This is a genomic window from Scytonema sp. NUACC21, assembly GCF_054684315.1.
Map to the genome: position 1 here is coordinate 61,493 of NZ_BAAFZH010000105.1, position 20,099 is coordinate 81,591.

A 20,099-nucleotide genomic window follows, 5' to 3' on the forward strand; every position below is an offset into this window, starting at 1 on the left:
CTATAATAAGGTTTAGGTTTTTACGTCTTTAGTATCAATTTTGAAGCTCTTTGTCTTTTTAAGTGCCATAAGTTACCACCTTCTTCTAAGATTAGAAAATCCAGGCACACAATCATTTGTAATTCTTCCGCTTATTTGAAAATTCGTAAGAATTACGCGTTGTCTCTACTTTTTGGTCTTTGTTCGATTTTTTTGCGACTTTACGTGACTAAATAATTTCACAACACTATGTTAGTCTCAAATTTTAACAACCTCAATATTTAAATGCAAAAATACTATTAAGGATATCAAGCTGCTACTACAATATAAAGCAACCTAATTATCAATACCAAAGGTTTTGTGAGATTTATTACATTTTGCAATGAAAAAATTGGTGTTGGCTACAAGACTAAATACTGATTGTCAAATTATTTACCAGATTTTGACTAAGAATATTAGCCTATAAGAGTCAATTTTTGCTGCATGACCTTAACAATTCCATCATAAATCTTTAATCAAGAAGACCTGCTTGCCCGAAGCTGTCAATACCCCGTGAGGAATTGAGAATACCCAGTTCTCCTGCTAGTTTGATTATACCTGAGTAGTCAATTGTCATTAAGTTAGTCTCGGCAACGGCAGCACAGTCTGCAATCATTCGTTCCGTTTTGCGGAACCCAATTTGCTCTAACATCGTTTTCCAGACATGGAGTTCTGAACTGGCAAACCAAGAAACAGGTTTAGGCAGAATATCCATGTAAAATTCCTGCTGCTGGTGGTTAAGCTGAGTGTACATGCACTTTGCCAAATTTCTGAAAATACTGCTGTGATTCATTTCATCTCGTCGGTGTGTATCAACTGTGAAACGGTTAAAGGGTTGAATAGTCCTATCATAAGCTAGCAATTCTAGGTAGTCGCTTACAAAAATTTCAGAGACTGTCGCTGTTACTATTTGAATGAGCATCTTTTGCCAGGGCTCGGGATAGCGCTCTTGTTCATAAAGCATATTTTTCACTAAACTAAAGCTGGGCAGCTTTAGGAATTCCAAGCCCCGCTGTTCGCGAGTAATTCGACAGCCAGAAACGGCAAGTAATATGTGGTAAGCTTCGTCGGTTAGAACATCGCTGGCAATCTCTTGGCTTGTTCCATCTTCTACTCCAGGAACTTCCCTATAGATGATATGGTTGCAGGCAGGAGAAATTATTTTAGACTCAATATCTAATGTCTTCTCGTTGTAAGCTAGCCAACCACATGACAGAATCTTTTTCTGTATCTCTATTGGGGCTTCTAAAAAATCAGGGTGATCCTTGAACGGTAACAAGTCTATACGAAAGTCATCTTTAGTTTTGTCAAATGTCAACTCTAGATGGCTGTTTTCTTTCGCTTTTTGCTTTGCTTGTGCTACTTGCGAGCGCTCATGCCAATTGCCAGCCATCTTCTGCAGTAGGGAGCGACAGTGGGAGATATCTTTATCCCCGCTAACTGCCCTAGAAGCAGTAGAAGCTTTAATTTTTGTCTGAGCCATTTTTGCATTCATTGCTTAGCCTTCTCCAAATTTTTACCAAAGGACTAATGGTTATTAGTATCATCAACTTTGTTAGGAATCGAAGATAAGAATTCCGTTTCCAATTGCTCCTTCTCAAAAACTAGTTTATCAAAGTACAATTTATAAAATCTGGATATTATTTCGATATTTTTTCTTCATGAACTAACTCTAGTACTTCTTGGTTGCTTGCAATACAGGTATAGGGACGCTGTTGTTTGGTCTCCCTAAAATTGGGTGTATTTGACTGCTACAGACTATAAGTAGACTAGTATTAATAAATTCCTTTTAATTCGTAGTAGTGTTTTGTCCAAAATTAACTCCTTTTAAGGGTTGGATTGCCTTCTTGACCCAATCATTGTTCCAGGTAATAAAGATATCTCTGGGCAATGAAAGTACTGTATGTATGTATTTTGTTGTATTCCGCCACACGTACTTTAAAATCTCACGAACGACCACCAATAAATTTAAGTCACCGTAGTATTGACGTAATCGTTTCTGGGCTAAAACCCCGTTTTATACGACTGCCAGTGCTGACATGAGCGCGAAGAGTATAGAAGTTAGAAAGGTACGCAATCTCAGGTACTGAAAATTGGCTCGCCATCAGTTTAAATCTTCTTGTACAAAAACCTTTTTATTGGTACGAACTAGCGCGTGAGCCGTTTTAAATTGTTGTTGCAAAACTTTTCTACAGTGGATGAGGCGAATAGCAGCCATTTATGTGAATGGTATGAAATGCGCCCCTTCTTTTGTAAATGATTTCTCTTATCAGTTATAGGTAAACAGCTTTGCTTTAAGTTATTGTCGGAAGATTTTTTGTTACTTAAAGCTATTAACTACGCTTTTCATAATATTAAGGGTTGTGCAACAGAGTTTCAATGGACAATTTTTTGCTCTAACTTCTTCCGACGAACGGTGCGGATTTGGAGGGTGGTTTTATCAACCGATGTGTTGCGGGAGTATATTCGCTCCCTGTTAAAGAAACTGAAGGATTGGGAGGGATTGTGAGCGTTTCAGCAGCTAGTTAATTACCCTCCTTTGTAAGAAGCATACTACAGTAGGGTAGGAAATTTATTTTGTAGTAAAAACACCAATCTGGCGGAATTTTTGATACCGCATTTGGCGACGTTGCTGGTTAGTCAGTTGACTTAACTCCTCTAAGTTCTGTAAGAGTATTTGCTTGAGCATTTTCGCTGCTTCAAGAGGATTTGAATGAGCACCACCTTCCGGTTCTGGCACAATTTGGTCTAGAATTCCTAGCTTTTTGAGGTCAGGGGCAGTGATTTTGAGAGCCATTGCTGCTTGGGAAGCCTGACCGGCATCTTTCCAAAGAATAGCAGCGCAGGCTTCGGGTGAAGCAACAGTATAAACAGCGTGTTCAAGCATTAACAGACGATCGCCTACACCGATACCCAAAGCACCTCCAGAACCTCCTTCTCCAATCACGGTGCAAATAATAGGAACATCCAAACGAAACATTTCGCGGAGATTATAGGCGATTGCTTCCCCTTGACCGTTATGCTCTGCAGCTATCCCCGCCCAAGCTCCTGGTGTATCAATAAAAGTTAGGATTGGCATACCGAAGCGATTGGCATGTTCCATCAACCGCATTGCTTTACGGTAGCCGCTAGGAGAAGCCATGCCAAAATTACGAGCAACGTTATCCTTTGTATCCTTACCTTTTTGATGACCTAATATGACTACTGGTTTTCCAGCTAGCCTAGCTACACCTCCAACTAGAGCTAAATCGTCTAAACTCCGGCGGTCTCCATGCAGTTCTATCCATTCATCACTGATTGCTTGAATGTAATCAAGAGTACTAGGACGGCGGAGGTGACGAGCCAATTGCAGTTTTTGGGATGGTGAGAGATGAGTAAAAATCTCTCGATACAGTTGTATAGAACGGGATTTCAACTGACGAGCTTGCTCAAAAATATCAACCCCATTTTTTGTCGCAAGTTCGCAAAGCTGTTCAATCCGCGTTTCTAGTTCGACCAAAGGTTTTTCAAAGTCTAAAAGTGGTGTTTTGCGTTCAGTAGTTGTCATAATTAGTCCTTAATAATTGGCAATTAACAATTTTTCACTAGCTAAAAAAATTCCCCAATTCAGAATGCTGCAAGAACCGAATTAACTTATACTGCTTGTATTCCTCAAATTTAAGGATTTCTTACTAGACTGTTCAGAAGTTGTGCCATTTAACAACAAGGAAATCAAAGGCTACAATCAGTAATGAACCTTTTTGACTGGCTAATATAATTGCTAGCAAACACCAAGCAATTCCATCATCAACAGCTGCTGCCCCCACCGTTAAAGTTCCAAAAAGGGTTTTAGTAAGACCACGTTCGTATGTGATGCGTGCTAGCATGGGAAATGCTGTAATTGTCATAGATGCACCTAAATACAAAGCGGCTGCCCAAGGTGTAACTTCGGTTTGGAAAAAGCCACCATGTTTGTACAATAGAACAGATGCGAGCGCACCTAATGAAAATGGGGTTATAATACCTGCTGCTGATAGCAATCTTGTACTCTTGATCTGATGTGTTAACAGTTCAGTATTAAACTCCAATCCAATCAAAAACATATAAATTACCAACCCAATTTGGCTAATAGCAAACAAAATTGACATTGATGGGTTGGGAATTTTCGTTGTAGCATCAATAAGTATCGCGGTTTTTGGGAACAACCATTGCTGGAATTGATGAATATCTTCAACAGGGTATGAACCTTCAACAAAATAAGGCCTTGGCTTAATATGTTTTAGCTCCAAAGGTTTTTTCAGCAGGGGATTATCGAGAAGATAAATTTGACCAACAGAAAGATAATTAGTTGCACGCCAGTAAGCATTTATTTTGCGGACTTCTTCCGCATTCAAATAACCTTTTTTCAAGGGAGTTTGAACGGAAATTTGAACTTGGGGATTGATGGCAACAACCCTATTTAAATCTTTCAATTTTACCAAGATTTAGTCGGCCAATGATTCTTTCAGTTTTTACTGCTTTTTCAAGACTTACCTATTCATCACCATCTTATGATTGTACTTGTGTATTTCACTCAAAAGAATCTATGAAGGCAGGGATGTTTTAACGTTAATTACCCATCAAATTCGTCTAGCCCCCAACGATGCTTGAGTAACTCTTTATAAGTTGTTTCGCGCATTAACATTTGGCTGTACATTTTCACCAAAAAGTTTTGTGCTTGTTCTAAATTCATTTTCTTAACTTTGGCTTCAAACGAATGAATACTGAATTCTTGTTCGAGACTAAGTTTAATTGGTTGGTTCATTGTTAACTCCAGAAACTAAGAAGTAAGTTGAGCGGGATACTAACTCAAAACAAAACCATTTCCTCCCTGGGCACCAGATGAGGTACGGTCGGCAGGGGTCGGTGCAAAGAAATCAGTTGCCCTAAGGTTTGCTTGAGTTGGGTGCGCTTGACAATGACATCCACAAATCCATGACGCAAGAGATCTTCAGCAGTCTGAAAATCATCGGGTAGCTTTTCTCGCAGTGTTTGCTCTATGACTCGGCGACCGGCAAAACCAATCATTGCCTTTGGTTCTGCTAGGATAATGTCACCCAACATGGCAAAGCTGGCAGTAACGCCTCCTGTAGTTGGATCTGTTAGAACAGGAATGTAGAGTAGACCTGCTTCACGATGCTGTTCTAAAGCACCAGAAATCTTTGCCATCTGCATTAAGCTAAGCATTCCTTCTTGCATTCTGGCACCCCCAGACGCGCAGATGATAACTACAGGGTACCGTCTTTGCGTTGCTCGTTCGATCAGACGAGTGAGTTTTTCTCCCACTACGGAACCCATACTACCACCCATAAATCCGAAATCCATAACACCAAGAGCAACTGGAAAGCCTTGGAGTTGACCGAGACCTGTTTGCACGGCATCTACTAAACCGGTTTTCTTCTGGGTTTGGGTGATGCGATCGCTATAGGGTTTAAGATCGCAAAATTCTAGTGGATCGGTTGGATGTAGTTCTTCATCCAGGGGTACCCACGTGTTAGCATCAATGAGTTGAGCAATGCGCTGATTGCTATTGACTCGTTCATGATGTCCGCATACAGAGCAAACCATATGATTTGCTTGTAGCTCTTTTGTGTAGCTCAAAACTCCACAAACACTGCACTTACTCCATAACCCATTGGCAAGAGCTTTCTCCAAGCACTCTTGACTTAGAGTAATAGGTTCAGATTTCCGTTGATTCGTAAGCCAATCAAACACAGATATCAAACTTTTTGGTTCAGTGTTATGAGCCATTGTGGTTTCTATCCTTGCCCAACTTAATTGTGTACAAATATTTGCTTTGGGGGGGCGACGCGACTTTAGCCGCCCTAGCATGATTTTCAGAAATGTCTTTCAGAAAGAAAGAAAACAGATGCCCTTTATATCGAATTTAAGCAAGTCCAAAACTTTCTTGGAGAATGCACGTACTTACCATTTTTAGCAAAACTGGATTTATGGAAGCTCGTTGATTCACATTCATTGCGGGTAACTGTTCAAGCAACTGAATTATTGCTGCTTGGTTATAGAATGGCACGCGTGACATGGCTGAACTTCGCAGTGTGTCTTGGATTAATTGATTTAATCCTTCATTCTGCTTAAAAGAGGAAGGTGGAACCAGAAGTGGATGTTTTTGGCGATTGTATACTGTCTCAGTAAGGAATGGCTGCGCTGCTTTTCTCAACACATATTTTTCAGTAAGACCTTGAATTTTGAGTGCAACCGGCATATTGCGAACTAATTCAACAACCTTATGATCCAAAAAGGGCATCCGTCCTTCCATAGAATTTGCCATTTCAACACCATCACCTAAAATTCTCAAAAGATAGCTGGGAAAGAGGGTTTTAGCCCATAAGTAAAGTGATTGGTGTAAAGGTTCTCTTCCTTTGAGTTGCCCTTCTACATCTATACGATTGAAGAACATACGATAGACATCTTGATTGGCAAATCGTGAAACAAAGTCTGGCGAATAAAGAGAAAGTGAGCTTAAATGTCCTGCAGCCAAAGCTTGCAACCAAGCAGGAACAAAACCTAATAGTTGTTGAACACTATTTAACGCTGGATTCGGTTTGTTCTCATTTAATAACAAACCACCGCCGTCGGAAATTCGATTTGTTTTCGACTTCAATTCTTCTAACAAACGCTTTACAGTTTCCTCGTCTTGCCCTTGTTGGTTGTGAAGCAACATATCTTGGCGGAAATGAACGTAGCCGGCAAATATTTCGTCTGCGCCTTCACCTGTAAGTACTGCTCTGTAACCTGCATTTCGTGCAGTGCGATTTAAAACATACTTGGCAGTTGTGTTAGCGTTTACACTAAGTGTTTCCCCGTGGATAACTGTATTAGCAAAATTTTCTGCTATGTCAGTTTGAGAAATAGGGATGACCTGGATATTAGCTCCAGTATGTGCTGCCGTTTCACGAGCGATCGCTTCTTCGTTATAACCTTCAAGATCGAGAGAGAGAGTAAACGCTTGAATGGGTTCAGAGCTGTGCTTTGCTGCCATTCCCAATACAGCAGAAGAATCAAGACCACCACTTAAATAACAGCCCACTGGCACATCCGCCTTTAAACGCAGCCTGACAGCTTCATCTAAGGTGTAGCGAAGCTTTTCAATGTAATCCTCAGAGGTACATTCGGTTGAAGCATTATTAATGAGGGGGTAATCAAAGTCCCAGTAAGAATATAATTGGATACCAGAACGGGACGCTATCATATAATGACCGGGTGGCACCTGATACACACCAGCATACAGACTCTGGTCGGGCATTAAGATACCGCAGCTAGATTGCCATAAATATTCGCTATTCCAGCGAGCAGGGACACCTGCAGCAAACAAAGCTTTGACTTCAGAGGCGAGATAAAGGGTATCACCGTAAGTAGTGTAGTACAAAGGTTTAATGCCAAAGCGATCGCGTGCAGCAAATAACACTTCGTTACGTTGATCCCAAATAATAAAGGCAAATTCGCCCCGTAAATGATGCAGACATTGGGTTCCAAACTGGTCATATAGATGGAGGGCAATTTCACTATCAGATTTAGTTTGCAACTGGTATCCCCATCGTTTTAAATCATCCTGTATCCGCTCATAATCATAAAACTCTCCATTAGCCACAATATGCAAGCTCTCATCTACATTCTTTATCGGTTGTTGTCCTGTTGGCAAATCAATCAGACTGAGCCGAGTGTGACCTAAGGCTACTCGTTGGTCGGGAGCAATCCAATATTTCTGCCCGTTTGGTCCTCGATGGTGTAAGCTAGCAAGAGCTTGTTTCATCGTTGCATCTGAAATCTCTTCCTGTTTTGAGAGCAACCCTAGAATTCCACACATAAATTATACCTCTGCGTAAACATAATTAATCCGTTGGTAGACACGTTACATCTAACGTCTACAGGTAACTAAAACTGTCGAAAAATTTTCGTCATCTAACACTAGTGACTTCTTTTGAAAGTAACTTGGTCGGGGTAGATGGTTGAGTCATCCAGGTTTGGAGTTGAGGCAGATACTGATATCCTTTAAACTCTTGACGCATATTCTCTACCTGAGTATTATCAGGCAATCCTTTCCTAATATTGCGTTGATAAATGAACTCAGCTATTGCTCCTTGAACTGACAAAGTCAAGAATCGGAAAAAGTAGCGTAAACGGCTTGGATTTAATAAACCAGCAATACCAAACCCCTTCAACTGGAATAATGCATACCAAATAGCAGCATAGAAGAAGTTGTATTTCATGCCAGTAAAAACATTGCATCGCAGGGGCTCAAATTTGGTATTTTCTAAGAAATTATCAAAATACTTCGGCGTAAAGTATCCAAACGGCAACTGGTCTGCTCTATAACAATCCATTAGCCCAATATTTGCCCCTCGCTTCACCAATTGGTTGCACTGTTGGAATAAATCCATCCAGAAGCCTTCCATATTTTTGTAACTACTTTCTAAAAACCTGGGAATAAACTTCAGGCTTAAGTGCCATTTGCCTAAATACATTGGTACGTGAATGCCGAACCACCACATCCAATCAAGATATATGCGCCAGCTCATGACACTTGCATGACCCAATTGTTGACCGTGGTCGTGGTAGATGTGGTTGATCATGTTCTGATAGTAAAGATTAAAGTCGTTGTAAGCAGATCGCTTCTGCTCGACATCTACCTGATTTGCTTTTTGAGATCGGATAATTTCTGTGACGCTTTCCACTGCAAAGGCGACTAAAGTCGTTTCCGTGTTATAAAAAGCACCAAAAAAACAAGAAGCATCGCCGATGACATACCAATTATCTTCAGAAAACAATTTTTTACTTTTATGAGCAATTTTTGGCTGGTTATGGAATTCGACAATGTTACCACTGTTAATAAGTTGATAAACAAGATTGTGATTAGCCTCTAAAAAGCTAAGGAATTTATCTGGAGTGTTGACCCATTCATTTGGAAACACATCATTATATTGGACAATGCCAATAGAAAGCTCCTTTGATTCCATATCAGTAGGAGTCATCCACAGCCAATGACCGTAACCGAAATAATAATTCGTCGAGTAGTAACAACTCGTCGATGTCTCAGTTGGAGCATATCCATTGTGGAAAATGGTACGATCTACGTTTTTCACTCTCAGCGATGCTACACCGTTATCAAGCCCGCAAAGGTTTTCCGATCCAAACAGAAGATTATCTTTCTTACTTCCAATTAGAAACTGGCGACCTGCAGCATCAACTACATGTCGGCATGTCAGCAGCATCTCCCACTCATCAATTTGGATTGTCACACAGTTAGGTGCATCACCTTTTGTTAATTCTACATCAACGACAGCTGCTTTGTAAAAATCAACTCCCATTGCTTGATTCATTTGCAGCAGATCCTGCTCAAATTTGGGGCGGTTAATTTGAAACGAAGCAATGGAAAGTTGTCGGTTACACCAAATGTGATAGTAATCGTCTAGGGTTTTAGTCTGCGAGGAATTTTTTGGCCAATGAAAGCTGATAGTGGATCTAGGAGTGTGATTTTCAATCAGGTAATCATGAAGCCCTAGTTCTTTGCAAAGAAATAAATCTGCAATTTCGACTGTTGACTCATTAATTGCCTGGTTGGGTTCTATTTGGTCTTCTGGGCGGCAATCAATTAAAGCAACTTTGATGTTAGGAATGTTGAGCATTAAATGACGAGCTTGACACAAACCAGCAAAACTCGCACCCATAATTACGACGTCATATTCCGGTGATTGAGGATCGTACATTGAAACTCCTGTCCTTACATTTCTGTTTTATTTAAGTAACTCGGTGCAAATAATTTTCATTGATTTGTAGTTGCGCTGTGGCGCTTTAGCGCAACTACGAGCAGAATGAGATTTTACATTTCGTTATATGGTGTTGGTTGGTTTTTGGAATGACTGAATTGATGTTTTAGAGCCTATTAATTTGCTCTAGAACTAGATACAAGTACAGAGACTTGGTTTAGAGATCGTGCTTCAGTAAGAGCGTGCAGCATTGAGGTAGGCCACGGGGTAGCTACAGGGGTTCCATCGCTCAAGCGTTTGACCCAAATAACTTCTTGCTGTCCTATATGCAGTTTTTCTACGTTGTTATCTCCTTGTTCTCGGAAAAACTCAAAGTTGAACTTAGCTCCACATTCTGAAACAGATTCCACATAAAGAAGAACGCGAATCTTATCAAAAGGCATCGCCTCTCGCAAGTAGTTTATGTGGCTGTAGAGGCAAATCATTTCGCCATTAGGATTAGAAGCTTGCAAGTACTCAGGAGCAACCGAGTAAAGGAAGAGGTCTAGAATCCGCCCTTGCCAGACGAAGTAATTGCTGTAATAGACGTTACCAACTACGTTCGAGTCTTCAAGTGTTGTTTGGAATACCTCAGATTTTAGTAGTTTACCACAACGGTTAGATTCTTGAGAAGCACTGTAGATAATTCTGCCAGAATTTAATTGAGAAAGACTTGCGGGTAGTGCTGGGAGGGATGGAATGGATGGTTGTTTGAGATCGAGAGTGACTGGTTTTTCGGCACCAAATTGTTGCAAGTATTCTTTAAAATACCACGGAAAAGTACTAGAGGGAGGAATTCCGTCAGTCATTCGGTACACCCAAGTTGCTTTCACCTCAGCGATTGCCAATCGCTCTAAAGATTTATTTGGCAGCACTTTGCAGAATTCCATGTAGGTATCAAAGGAGGAACCGATTACATTACCCAGCCAGCATCGCGCTTGGATTGCATCGTAGGAAGTTGCTTCTCCCACAACTCGAAGGCTAACAACTTTGGTCATTAGGCTCCACTGCCCGTCCAAAAAGTCTGATAGCATCTGCGAGGCAATACTTTTCATAGGTAGTTCGCGGATTTTCCCTATCCAATTGAAGTATTGCGAGAAGTACACGTGGTGGCTGATACTGGCGCTTTCTTTCAGGCTAACTTGAAAATGCTGTTCGAGAACTGGTTGTCCTTGTAGATTGTTTTTGGAATACACTATCCCTTGGCTATTGGGTTGTGTAGTTGTCAAAGCCAACGATCGCTCTAAGAGAACATTTGCTTTTTCTTGCGGCGGCGGAACAACAATGGCAATCATTCTCTCCGGGGGACGGGTCAGTTTGATGGGTACTGTAACGATATAGTAGTCACCATCTGGGGTTGGGGTTTTTAGCAGAACTCCATTTCCAAGTCGTTTTACCACTGAAAATTCTGGGGTAATTCCATTAAAAGCTTTGCAAATAGCTTCTGATGCAGACCAGACACGAGTTGCTGCTTGGTCCTGCGTGTCCCCCGATTGCACGAGTTCATTGACTATTGAAAAGCGAGAGAAGCTCAAAAGTGCTATCCAATCTTCTTCAGATTTATGGGGAATTGCTTCAATATCGCATCCTTGCGAAGCCTCCCCTACTACACACAGGCAGTAGCGATCGCAATGGGATATAGATAAGTCGAGCCCCGCCGTACTAGTTCCTGTAAACCTTGGTTTTCCTGAAGAGAGGGTTTCAATTTCCACAGTGACTTCTTCTTTCTGTGTCAATCCCAATTTTGCTTTCAGGGCACGAATAATAATTGGTTTTTCTTGCTGATGTCGCTGTTCTTTAAGTTTGGTATGTAAGCCGGGGGTATATTCAATAACTACTGCTGGTTTTTGTAGATTGAACTTTTTAAAAGTCTCATCTATGACCTGTAAGAAGTGGCTCCGATCTCGCTCATTAGGACAAGCTAGCTCAACCGCTGTTGGGTTTTCTGGATGTTCTTCTAAAATACGCAATCGATAGCCAGTAATTCTTTCTAAAACACATCCTTGCTCATCAGTAGTTACAACTTCGCTGATGTATTCATTTTCCTCCCGCGTCTGTAGATTGACAGTAACGACTCTTGAGAGGTTATCCAAATTAGGGTTTTGGAACAATTCAATCTTGTCAATTTGAACAGGTAAGCAAATGTGCTTTGGAATAGTTAGCTGTACGGACTGAAGTAAAACATCCCTAAAGTACGGGTCACCCAACAAAATACAGCTGTCCCCATCTTCGCCAAAGCTGTTTTTGATCAGGTCAGCTTCACAGAGGGTGTAAGAACGGAAAACACTGCTCTTTTCATTGAGAGAGAAAATAGAACCCATGCGTTGGAAACGCTGACCTTGGAAGAGTAAGTTTCCGTAGAGATCGGTTTGTGGGTCTATTGTCAGCGGTTGCTCTAATTGTGGTGCTGTTGTTTGTTCTAACTTTAACTCACCTAGTACTAATGTCGCGGCGAAATGATCGGTTGCAAAACCGCTTTGCTCAGTACGGATACCTACTTTTACCCGTTTTTCTCCGTTAGCATCAGCCTCCATAACCTCAGCACGGAGTTCAATTTCTGTTCCCTCAGTGGGATGGACTACTACCGGACGTCTTAGGGAAATATTTTCGAGGCGTACAATAGAAAGTTGTCGATTGCCAGTGACATAAGCAGTAGCTTGTGCCATAGCTTCCAATCCAAAGACTGTGGGGAAGAGGTATGAACCACGCCAAACGTGGTCTTGCACGTAAAGGTCTCGTTCTAAGCTCAGGTGGGTTCTAGCGATCAATTCCACACCCGGTTCTACATAAAGGACTCGCTCGACGAAACGAAGCCCCTGGGATTGTGGCAAAGCGGGAGGAGACCAAGTATCAAGTTCACCTAATTTTGCCGCTATTACCACTTGCTGCACTCCTGGGTCGCACTCAAAGAGCTTGAGGAAGCGAGTGACTCCTTCATGGGTAGAAATAGCACCAATGCCCATGCGCTCTAAGTTTTTCACGCTACCCATGCGAGCCCCCATGCCAACTTCACCCCAAACGCTGTAAGCTAGAGAAAGAACGCTTGTTTCTGGATGCTTGTTTGTAAAACTGTCAAGCAGAATTGCTAAGGATTCGTTAGCAAAGGCATACCATGCGTTTCCTGGCATCCCCGTGACTCCAATAATGGAGCTAAAAGCGATCGCAAGTTTTGGAGGAGTTGAGCTTAAAGCTTGTAGCAGGTTATAAGCGCCTTTAAGTTTCGGCGACACTTCGATAACAGCATCGTCAAGACTCACTTGCTCTACTCGACGTGGTTTATTCAAACCCGCACCATGAATAACTCCTGTAATGGTTCCTAATTCAGCTTTGATTGTCTCAACTAGTTGAAAAACAGCATCGGGATTGGTAATGTCACAAGAGTAATAGCGGCAGGTTAAGTTTTGTTGAGTCAATCGTTCTAAGGTGCGTGATATTTCACTTTCGTTATTAGTGGGAACAGGAGAACTACCAACTAAAGCCATTTTTACACCTGTGGACTGAGCAAGAGCCAAGGCACATTCAGCGGTAATGCCTTTAGCTCCTCCGGTGATTAAAATGACATCATCTTCTGACCAAGAAAGCGATCGCTTTTGGTAATGATTGGGCTGTTGCAGGCGGTGTTGGGGAACAAGGCGTACTAGAGAAGCATTGTAACCAACGGTAACTATAGCTTCGGTACTTGATAGCTCGCTAAGGACTAAGTCTGCAGCACGGGCTGGGTCAATTTCCTGCGCCAGATCTACAACTCGAACTCGTAGGTCTGGTCGCTCAAGATGTAAGCTTCTAGCAAAAGCTGCCCCACAGGATACTTCTGGGCTGATTGCTTGAACTCCACTGCCAAAGTAACCACCACCAAATTGCACATAAGCAACGCAAGTATTAGTATCCCTTTTAGGAGGAGTGGCAATGCTCTTCAAGCGCTCTACCATTGCAGTTAGTGGTAAAGATTGCTGTTCTAACTGGGAACTTGTTTGGGGTAAGAGCGCTAAATAGTGAGAGAAATTGGTTGATAAAAAACTATTATTGCTCTGAATCTGCTGGTAAGTCGTCTTTGCAACTTGCGCTCCATTGGAGAGAAAACGCTCTTCTAAAACAGAAACTATTGAGTTTTCTAAGAAATCTGAAACAATCAAAATTTTGGCTTCAGACCAATTTTCTGCATTCCTTGGAGGAGCTTCTTGAGGTACATACTCAACAGCAAAATTTCTTACCCAGTTTAAGATGTCCTGAGATTTTGCCGTAGAAGCTTTAAAGGGTTTGGTTGAAGTAGGATTCTGAGTTGTCTTTTGTGATTGCGGAGCTTTAACTTGCTCGAGTGCTGTTATTATCTCACTCAAGGTCGCGTTTGCCAACTTAGACGGGTCTAACTGACCTCCTATACCAAATTGCCTAGCCGCATTAGCTACCAATTCAGATGCTTTGATAGAATCCAGATTCAAGTCATCAAGCAGACGGAGATTCAACGATAGGGTTTCTCTGGAAAATCCTGTTTGTTCTTCAACAAGCTTGAATAGCAACTCGGGTAAGTTAATTGATTCTTGTGGAGACGTTAACCCTTGGGGAGAAACTACCGAAAGACTTTGAGTTGGTACCAATGTTGGTTGTGTCTCTTTCTCTACAAGAATACTAGACTCAATGACCGTAGCTATTTCCTTTAATGTAGCGTTATTCAAAGTAGAGGGATCGATTTTACCTGCTACATTACATTTTTTGGCAACAGTAGCAATCAGTTCGCTAGCTTTAATGGAATCTAAATTTAGATCGTCGAGCAACCGCGCTTCCGGAACAATGCTTTCTTTCGGATACCCAGTTTGCTGAATCACTAAATCTACTAAAATCGCATAAATATCTGGGGTTGTCTGGGCAAGACTGGATGTCTGAATAACGCGAGTGTTAGCAGTTTCACCCACCTCAGTTTGACGATTGCTTTGATTAGTAATTGTACCGTTATGGGGAGCTATGCTTTCATTCCTAGCATTACCAGTTTTGGGGATAACTGTGCTATCAGCGACTTTAGCTTTACTACTGCTCTTGTTAACAACTGTAGTAGTAAAGTCCTTTTTACGTTTGTTCTTGCTGTTGTCTTGATAGATAGTTGTGCCAGAGAAATTAGTAAGATGGGATAAGCTTTGGAAGTCGGCTCGAATTACTTTTGCTAAAAACGGACCCCGTTGAGAGAAGTAATCCGACATAAACTTAATGATTTCTTCTCTCGGTAAAGAGTTTGAGAATTTGTTGGAATTAGTCACGGCTTTTGCGATGCTCCATTTTACTTAGCTGTCAGAAGGTAAAAGTGGTAAACTTTCTAAATCTGCTTGAATTAACTGAGCCAAAAATGAACTGCGCTGGACAAAGTAATTAGTTAGCCTAATTTCTAATTCTTCGTCTGTATGTTGGGGAAGCTGAGAGTTCAATAGCGCTTCTGATTTCTGCTGCTCAACAATGCTTGTCTGTTGAGTTTCAAGCAAATTCTTAGAAACAACAAAGTTAGAAACCTCTTCTGCTGCAGGTATTTGCAAAGGTCTTTCACAGGGATTCTCAATGAAAATACGTTGTGAGGCTGGGATAAAAGGACGTACAAGGCGATTCTCGTACAGTGCTTTCCAATTAACTTCGCCTCCATTTACACAGAAGCTGGCCAAGAAAGTGTTTAAATCTCTATCGCGCCCTGGTTTTGATTCTAAAGGATAACACTGAACTCCATCCTGCCCGACGATAGTGTTGACCAACCCAGAAAGTACTTTGCCAGGACCTACTTCAACTATCAAATCGCATTTTGATGAGATCTCTTTCACTAGTGAGATAAAATCCACTTTTGAAATAATTTGGTTAGCAAAATGTTCCCGCAAATTTAACCCAGACTGAATTAATTGCCCGTTGACACTGGAAAATAGATGTGTAGATGTTGCAGTAAAAGTTTCTGGTATGAGATTTCTTGTGCGTAAATCCTCGGCTGCCTTTGATACCATTTGAGAGTGAAAGGCGTTAGCTACAGGAAGCAGACGAGTCTGGATATTCTGAGCCGCAGCAAGTTTAACAACCGCTTCTACAGCAGAGCGCTGACCGGAAACCACAGTCTGTGTTGGGCTGTTAATATTGGCAACCACCACATAATTATCCACTTGTTGCACAAGTTTTTCAGCCACGTCTTGGGAACAATTTAAACTTGCCATTGTTCCCGCGTCTTCTGCAGATGCAGACATCACTTGCCCTCTAATTGCAGCTACATAAAGTAACGTTCTTTCATCAAATGCTCCTGCTCCTTGAAAGGCAGCCAGTTCTCCGAGACTGTGCCCTGCTACGACCTCTGGCTTGATTCCAAGATTCTCAAGATACCGTTTCCACAATAAAGAAGCAAGACAAATAGCTGGTTGAGCTATTTCAGTAACAGCTAGTTGGTTTGACCATTCTTGTACCTGCTCCTCATTGGCTGCGCGATCTGACAAACGATAAATAAATTTGCTAACTGGTTCAACTCCTAACTCACGCAACCAGTTATCAGCTTGGGTTACAAGTTCGCGTGCCCAGGAATAACGCTCTACAAGGACGCGAGACATATTTACTTTCTGAGATCCTTGACCTGGAAACAGAAAAGCGACTCGGTTGCGCTTGACTTTATTCGAGATCCAGATTTCTTTCTGGGGAGAAACGATGATTTCCCCTTCGGCTATATTTGTCTCATTAAGTATTTGCTCAAGTTGTGTGAGATGATTTAGTAGCTCTTTTGGCGTACCAGCAATGATAGCAGCTCGAACTGGTAGTTGAGGCTGCATTTCACTGGCAAGTTGTGCAGCTAAATCAAGAAGCTCAGCCACACTGATTCCTTGTGCTAATTCCTTAATAACTTGAGCCCGTTCAAGTAAGGCTGGAATCGATACTGCACTTAGAACAAATAGTTCTGTTTCTTGGTTGGAAACCAATAACGCTCGCGCTTCGATAGACGGTTTAAGATGAGATGCAGGAGCATCCTTAGACTCAATAGTGACGTGGCAGTTAATACCCCCAAATCCCATACCAGAAATACCTGCACGCAGTGTGTCTGTCTGGCTGCGAACTTCTCCCTGAAGGATAGGATAGAGACATTGAGCAGTTTTCTCAAACAAAGGATTAGGTTCTTGGCAACCTGCAGTTGGAGGTAAAATTCGCTGATTGACACCCATTACCGCCTTGATGAAACCGCCAACGCCCGATGCTGCTTTGGTATGTCCGACTAAGGATTTAAAAGAAGTCACACCAACAGAGCGAGGCTTTACTGAATTGCCAGCAGTCATTGCTAATGCGATCGCTTCTAGTTCCGCACGATCGCCTACGGGGGTACCCGTACCATGTCCTTCAACAAAATCAATAGTATGCAGATCGTAACCTGCTTGGTCATAAGCACGCCGCAATGCTTTAGCCTGACCTGTCTTAGAAGGCGCTGTAATTCCCCCTTTCCCGTCAGAAGAAATTGCCCAACTATTTAGCACCGCGTATATGTAGTTCCCATCTGCAAGCGCATCTTCCAAACGTTTTAGGACAACAAAACCACAACCTTCTCCCGGAATAAAGCCATTAGCGCGGCGATCGTAGACATTCATGTCTTGGCTGGCAAGGGCACCTGCTTTAGCAAATCCAATCAGTTCAAAAGTGTCGAGGCTGACATCTACACCTCCAGCCAGCGCTAAATCAAAGTCGCCATCAACTAAAGCTTTAGCAGCAGTAGCTATTGCAATCAATGAAGAAGCACAGGCTCCATCTACTGTATATCCACCCCCATCAAAGTTAAAAAAATTACAAACCCGACCGGCAATAGTATTAGAAAGACCAGCAGCTAGTGCATCTTCAGTAACTTGTGGAAACACAGACTTATAAATTGGTTCCAAAGTCTCTATTAATTCTTCTACTATCGGTTGCGGCAAACCCTTGACTTTTGCAGCCGCTTGCAGAGTTTTCTGGACGTAAGGCCAACGCAACCGCATTGCACTAGCTCGTGATTGCTCTCCTGTCAAGGTATTTCCTAAAATAACTCCTGTGCGTTCCGTTGGAACACTATTACGTGTATATCCAGCATCTTCTAAAGCTTTATTAGCTACCTCTAATGCCAACCAATGGACAATGTCAGTACACTCGTAAGTTTTTTTAGGAATTCGTTTATTCATCCAATCAAATTCAAAGCCATCAATCACACCAGCACGGTTACCATAGGTTTTATCTGGTGCTGCCGGATCTGAATCATAATATTCAGAAAGTGGTAATCTTTTATCTGGTAGCTGCCTAAACTGACGCCGCTTTGCCAATATGTTCTCCCACAATTGTTTTAAATCACTAGCGCCAGCATAGTGACAACCCATACCAATAACTGCAATCCTTGCAGTTGAATTTTTGTTTTCTGCTAAATTTTTCACATTCATTTCTTGATTTTCTCCAAGCTTTTACTAAAGTTTCTAGTAGCAAAAACTTTGTTAGGGATTAACAGAGATATTTTACTCTCAGTTATTTTTGATAATATTGATTGTAAAGGAGTACTTAGGAAGAAGATATGGATATTATTTAGACAATTTTTTTCAAAACTAGGTAACCTAAACATTAAAGTAGCCTTGGAAAACAAGACTACTCCTGTACGGCTAAAAAACTTTTAGGGGTTCCCGAATTTTTCATTCCCCACAAAGGACTTCGGTCAAGCTTTTACCAACATTTTATTACTTTGGCAGTATTTCTCCCGAAGCTTGTCTTTTTGCACCTTACCACTCGGTGTTCTTGGTAAAGATTCGGCAAACTCAACACTTTTAGGTATTTTGAAATCAGCAAGTTTACCTCGTGTAAAATCGATTGCATCTCGCGCTGTTAGACTCATCCCTGGTTTTGGAACGATAACAGCTTTAACGGCTTCTCCCCAACGAGGATCTGGAACACCAATGACTGCTACCTCAGCAACGGCTGGATGTTCGTATAAAATATTCTCAATCTCAGCAGGATAAACATTCTCACCTGCATAGCAAACCATATCTTTAACGCGATCGCAGAGGTAAAGATAACCTTCTTCATCAAGATAACCTGCATCCCCAGTATGAACCCAGCCATCAATTAATGTCTTTGCTGTGGTCTCAGGTAATTTCCAATAACCAATCATATTTGTTAATGATTTGATGCAAATTTCACCCACTTGACCAGAAGGTAAGGTCTCACCCTCATGATTCACAATTGCCAGTGATACACCGGGGAAAGGTTTGCCTGCGGATTTCAATTTGTGTAAACTTGCACAATTATGGTCATCCGCAGATAAAGTTACAGCTATAGCCCCAGTTTCAGTTAAGCCATAAACTTGCACAAAGTTACAGGAAAATGTATCCCTTGCTTCTTTCAATAATGATTGAGAAATCGGTGCTCCTCCATAAACAATATATTGAAGTGATGAAAAATCCGTTTGGTCACATCCAGGTTCAGCTAGTAGAATCTGCATCATTGCAGGTACCATAGAAACTTTTGTGATTTTGTACTTTTCAATGGTTTCAAGAACATCAGATGCAATAAAACTTGCCAGTAAAATATTTTCCGCACCAAATATCAAACCATAGATACCCCACCACAATCCACCTACATGGAATAAAGGTAAAGTCAACAGACTTCTATCACGTTCGTTCCAATTTATCCAAGTTTCCCCTTGCTTGGCTATTTCTTTGAAAATAGCAAAGAAACTTTTATGTGCCAGTTGAACACCCTTAGGTTTTCCAGTAGTTCCGCTGGTATATATTTGTACAGCGACATCATTTGATTCAACGGGAATGTTAGGGTCAACATCATTATAATGCTGACACAGATTGTCATAATTCAACCACTCTTGTTCATTTTTTTCTAAAGCAATAATGCATTTAATACCATCTAGCTGGTTTTCAATTGATTTGACCAATTTGTAAAATTCAGGTCCAACAAAAAGAACTTCAACATTAGCATCTGTCAGAATATGGCACACTTCCGGAGCAGCTAAACGCCAGTTAATAGGCACCATAACAGCATTGATTTTAGAGCAGGCGAACAGTATTTCAAAGCTCTTAAGTGAATCTTTCGCCAATAGTGCAACTCTCGACTGAGCCTTAATTCCTTGTGCTAAAAGTGCATTAGCTACACAATTACTTTGCGTATGTAGTTGTGAATATGTGAGCGTCTTATCTCTAAATCTCAGTGCTTTGACATCTGAAAATCGACGTGCCTGTACTCGCGCAAGTTCTGCCAGTGTTATAATTTTATCAAAGTATGTCATTGGTGTTCCTTAACAAATTGTACAAATTTCAAACCTAAGTGCAAAAGCGATCGCGCTCGTTC

At 41.4% G+C, this 20,099-nt stretch carries 10 protein-coding genes and 1 pseudogene; all 11 read right to left on the reverse strand.

Features of this window, described 5'->3' with window-relative positions:
- Positions 1 to 490: 490 nt before the first annotated feature.
- Entirely contained in the window at positions 491 to 1,513 is a 1,023-nt protein-coding gene (locus ACYRY3_RS36965; protein ID WP_460206702.1) for a diiron oxygenase, read from the reverse strand.
- A gap of 1,077 nt (positions 1,514 to 2,590) precedes the next feature.
- On the reverse strand, positions 2,591 to 3,565 hold the full coding sequence (gene accA, locus ACYRY3_RS36970; protein ID WP_460206703.1) for an acetyl-CoA carboxylase carboxyl transferase subunit alpha: 975 nt from the start codon (positions 3,563 to 3,565) through the stop codon (positions 2,591 to 2,593).
- Positions 3,566 to 3,698: 133 nt separating this feature from the next.
- Entirely contained in the window at positions 3,699 to 4,145 is a 447-nt protein-coding gene (locus ACYRY3_RS36975) for a cation:proton antiporter (protein ID WP_460206885.1), read from the reverse strand.
- A 114-nt stretch (positions 4,146 to 4,259) separates the two neighbouring features.
- A pseudogene (locus ACYRY3_RS36980) lies at positions 4,260 to 4,424 on the reverse strand (phosphoketolase family protein); the annotation flags it as partial.
- Between the two features lie 185 nt (positions 4,425 to 4,609).
- Positions 4,610 to 4,801: an NblA/ycf18 family protein gene (locus tag ACYRY3_RS36985; RefSeq protein WP_460206705.1), complete on the reverse strand. Its 192-nt coding sequence runs from the start codon at positions 4,799 to 4,801 to the stop codon at positions 4,610 to 4,612.
- 44 nt (positions 4,802 to 4,845) lie between these two features.
- Positions 4,846 to 5,787: an acetyl-CoA carboxylase, carboxyltransferase subunit beta gene (accD, locus tag ACYRY3_RS36990; RefSeq protein ID WP_460206706.1), complete on the reverse strand. Its 942-nt coding sequence runs from the start codon at positions 5,785 to 5,787 to the stop codon at positions 4,846 to 4,848.
- A 136-nt stretch (positions 5,788 to 5,923) separates the two neighbouring features.
- Positions 5,924 to 7,861, reverse strand: coding sequence for an asparagine synthase (glutamine-hydrolyzing) (gene asnB / locus ACYRY3_RS36995; RefSeq protein ID WP_460206707.1), 1,938 nt, complete (start codon positions 7,859 to 7,861; stop codon positions 5,924 to 5,926).
- Between the two features lie 91 nt (positions 7,862 to 7,952).
- On the reverse strand, positions 7,953 to 9,761 hold the full coding sequence (locus ACYRY3_RS37000) for an NAD(P)/FAD-dependent oxidoreductase (protein ID WP_460206708.1): 1,809 nt from the start codon (positions 9,759 to 9,761) through the stop codon (positions 7,953 to 7,955).
- Positions 9,762 to 9,937: 176 nt separating this feature from the next.
- Positions 9,938 to 15,049, reverse strand: coding sequence for an SDR family NAD(P)-dependent oxidoreductase (locus ACYRY3_RS37005; RefSeq protein ID WP_460206709.1), 5,112 nt, complete (start codon positions 15,047 to 15,049; stop codon positions 9,938 to 9,940).
- 24 nt (positions 15,050 to 15,073) lie between these two features.
- Positions 15,074 to 18,190: a type I polyketide synthase gene (locus ACYRY3_RS37010; protein ID WP_460206710.1), complete on the reverse strand. Its 3,117-nt coding sequence runs from the start codon at positions 18,188 to 18,190 to the stop codon at positions 15,074 to 15,076.
- A gap of 266 nt (positions 18,191 to 18,456) precedes the next feature.
- A complete protein-coding gene (locus tag ACYRY3_RS37015; protein WP_460206712.1) occupies positions 18,457 to 20,037 on the reverse strand; it encodes a fatty acid--CoA ligase in 1,581 nt (526 codons plus the stop codon).
- Positions 20,038 to 20,099: the final 62 nt, after the last annotated feature.

What these genes read in the sequence shown, in the direction of transcription:
- asnB (WP_460206707.1), bottom strand. Translation starts at nt 7,861, where the DNA reads ATGTGTGGAATTCTAGGGTTGCTCTCAAAACAGGAAGAGATTTCAGAT.
- ACYRY3_RS37015 (WP_460206712.1), bottom strand. Translation starts at nt 20,037, where the DNA reads ATGACATACTTTGATAAAATTATAACACTGGCAGAACTTGCGCGAGTA.
- ACYRY3_RS37010 (WP_460206710.1), bottom strand. Translation starts at nt 18,190, where the DNA reads ATGAATGTGAAAAATTTAGCAGAAAACAAAAATTCAACTGCAAGGATT.
- ACYRY3_RS36985 (WP_460206705.1), bottom strand. Translation starts at nt 4,801, where the DNA reads ATGAACCAACCAATTAAACTTAGTCTCGAACAAGAATTCAGTATTCAT.
- accD (WP_460206706.1), bottom strand. Translation starts at nt 5,787, where the DNA reads ATGGCTCATAACACTGAACCAAAAAGTTTGATATCTGTGTTTGATTGG.
- ACYRY3_RS36965 (WP_460206702.1), bottom strand. Translation starts at nt 1,513, where the DNA reads ATGAATGCAAAAATGGCTCAGACAAAAATTAAAGCTTCTACTGCTTCT.
- accA (WP_460206703.1), bottom strand. Translation starts at nt 3,565, where the DNA reads ATGACAACTACTGAACGCAAAACACCACTTTTAGACTTTGAAAAACCT.
- ACYRY3_RS36975 (WP_460206885.1), bottom strand. Translation starts at nt 4,145, where the DNA reads ATGTCAATTTTGTTTGCTATTAGCCAAATTGGGTTGGTAATTTATATG.
- ACYRY3_RS37000 (WP_460206708.1), bottom strand. Translation starts at nt 9,761, where the DNA reads ATGTACGATCCTCAATCACCGGAATATGACGTCGTAATTATGGGTGCG.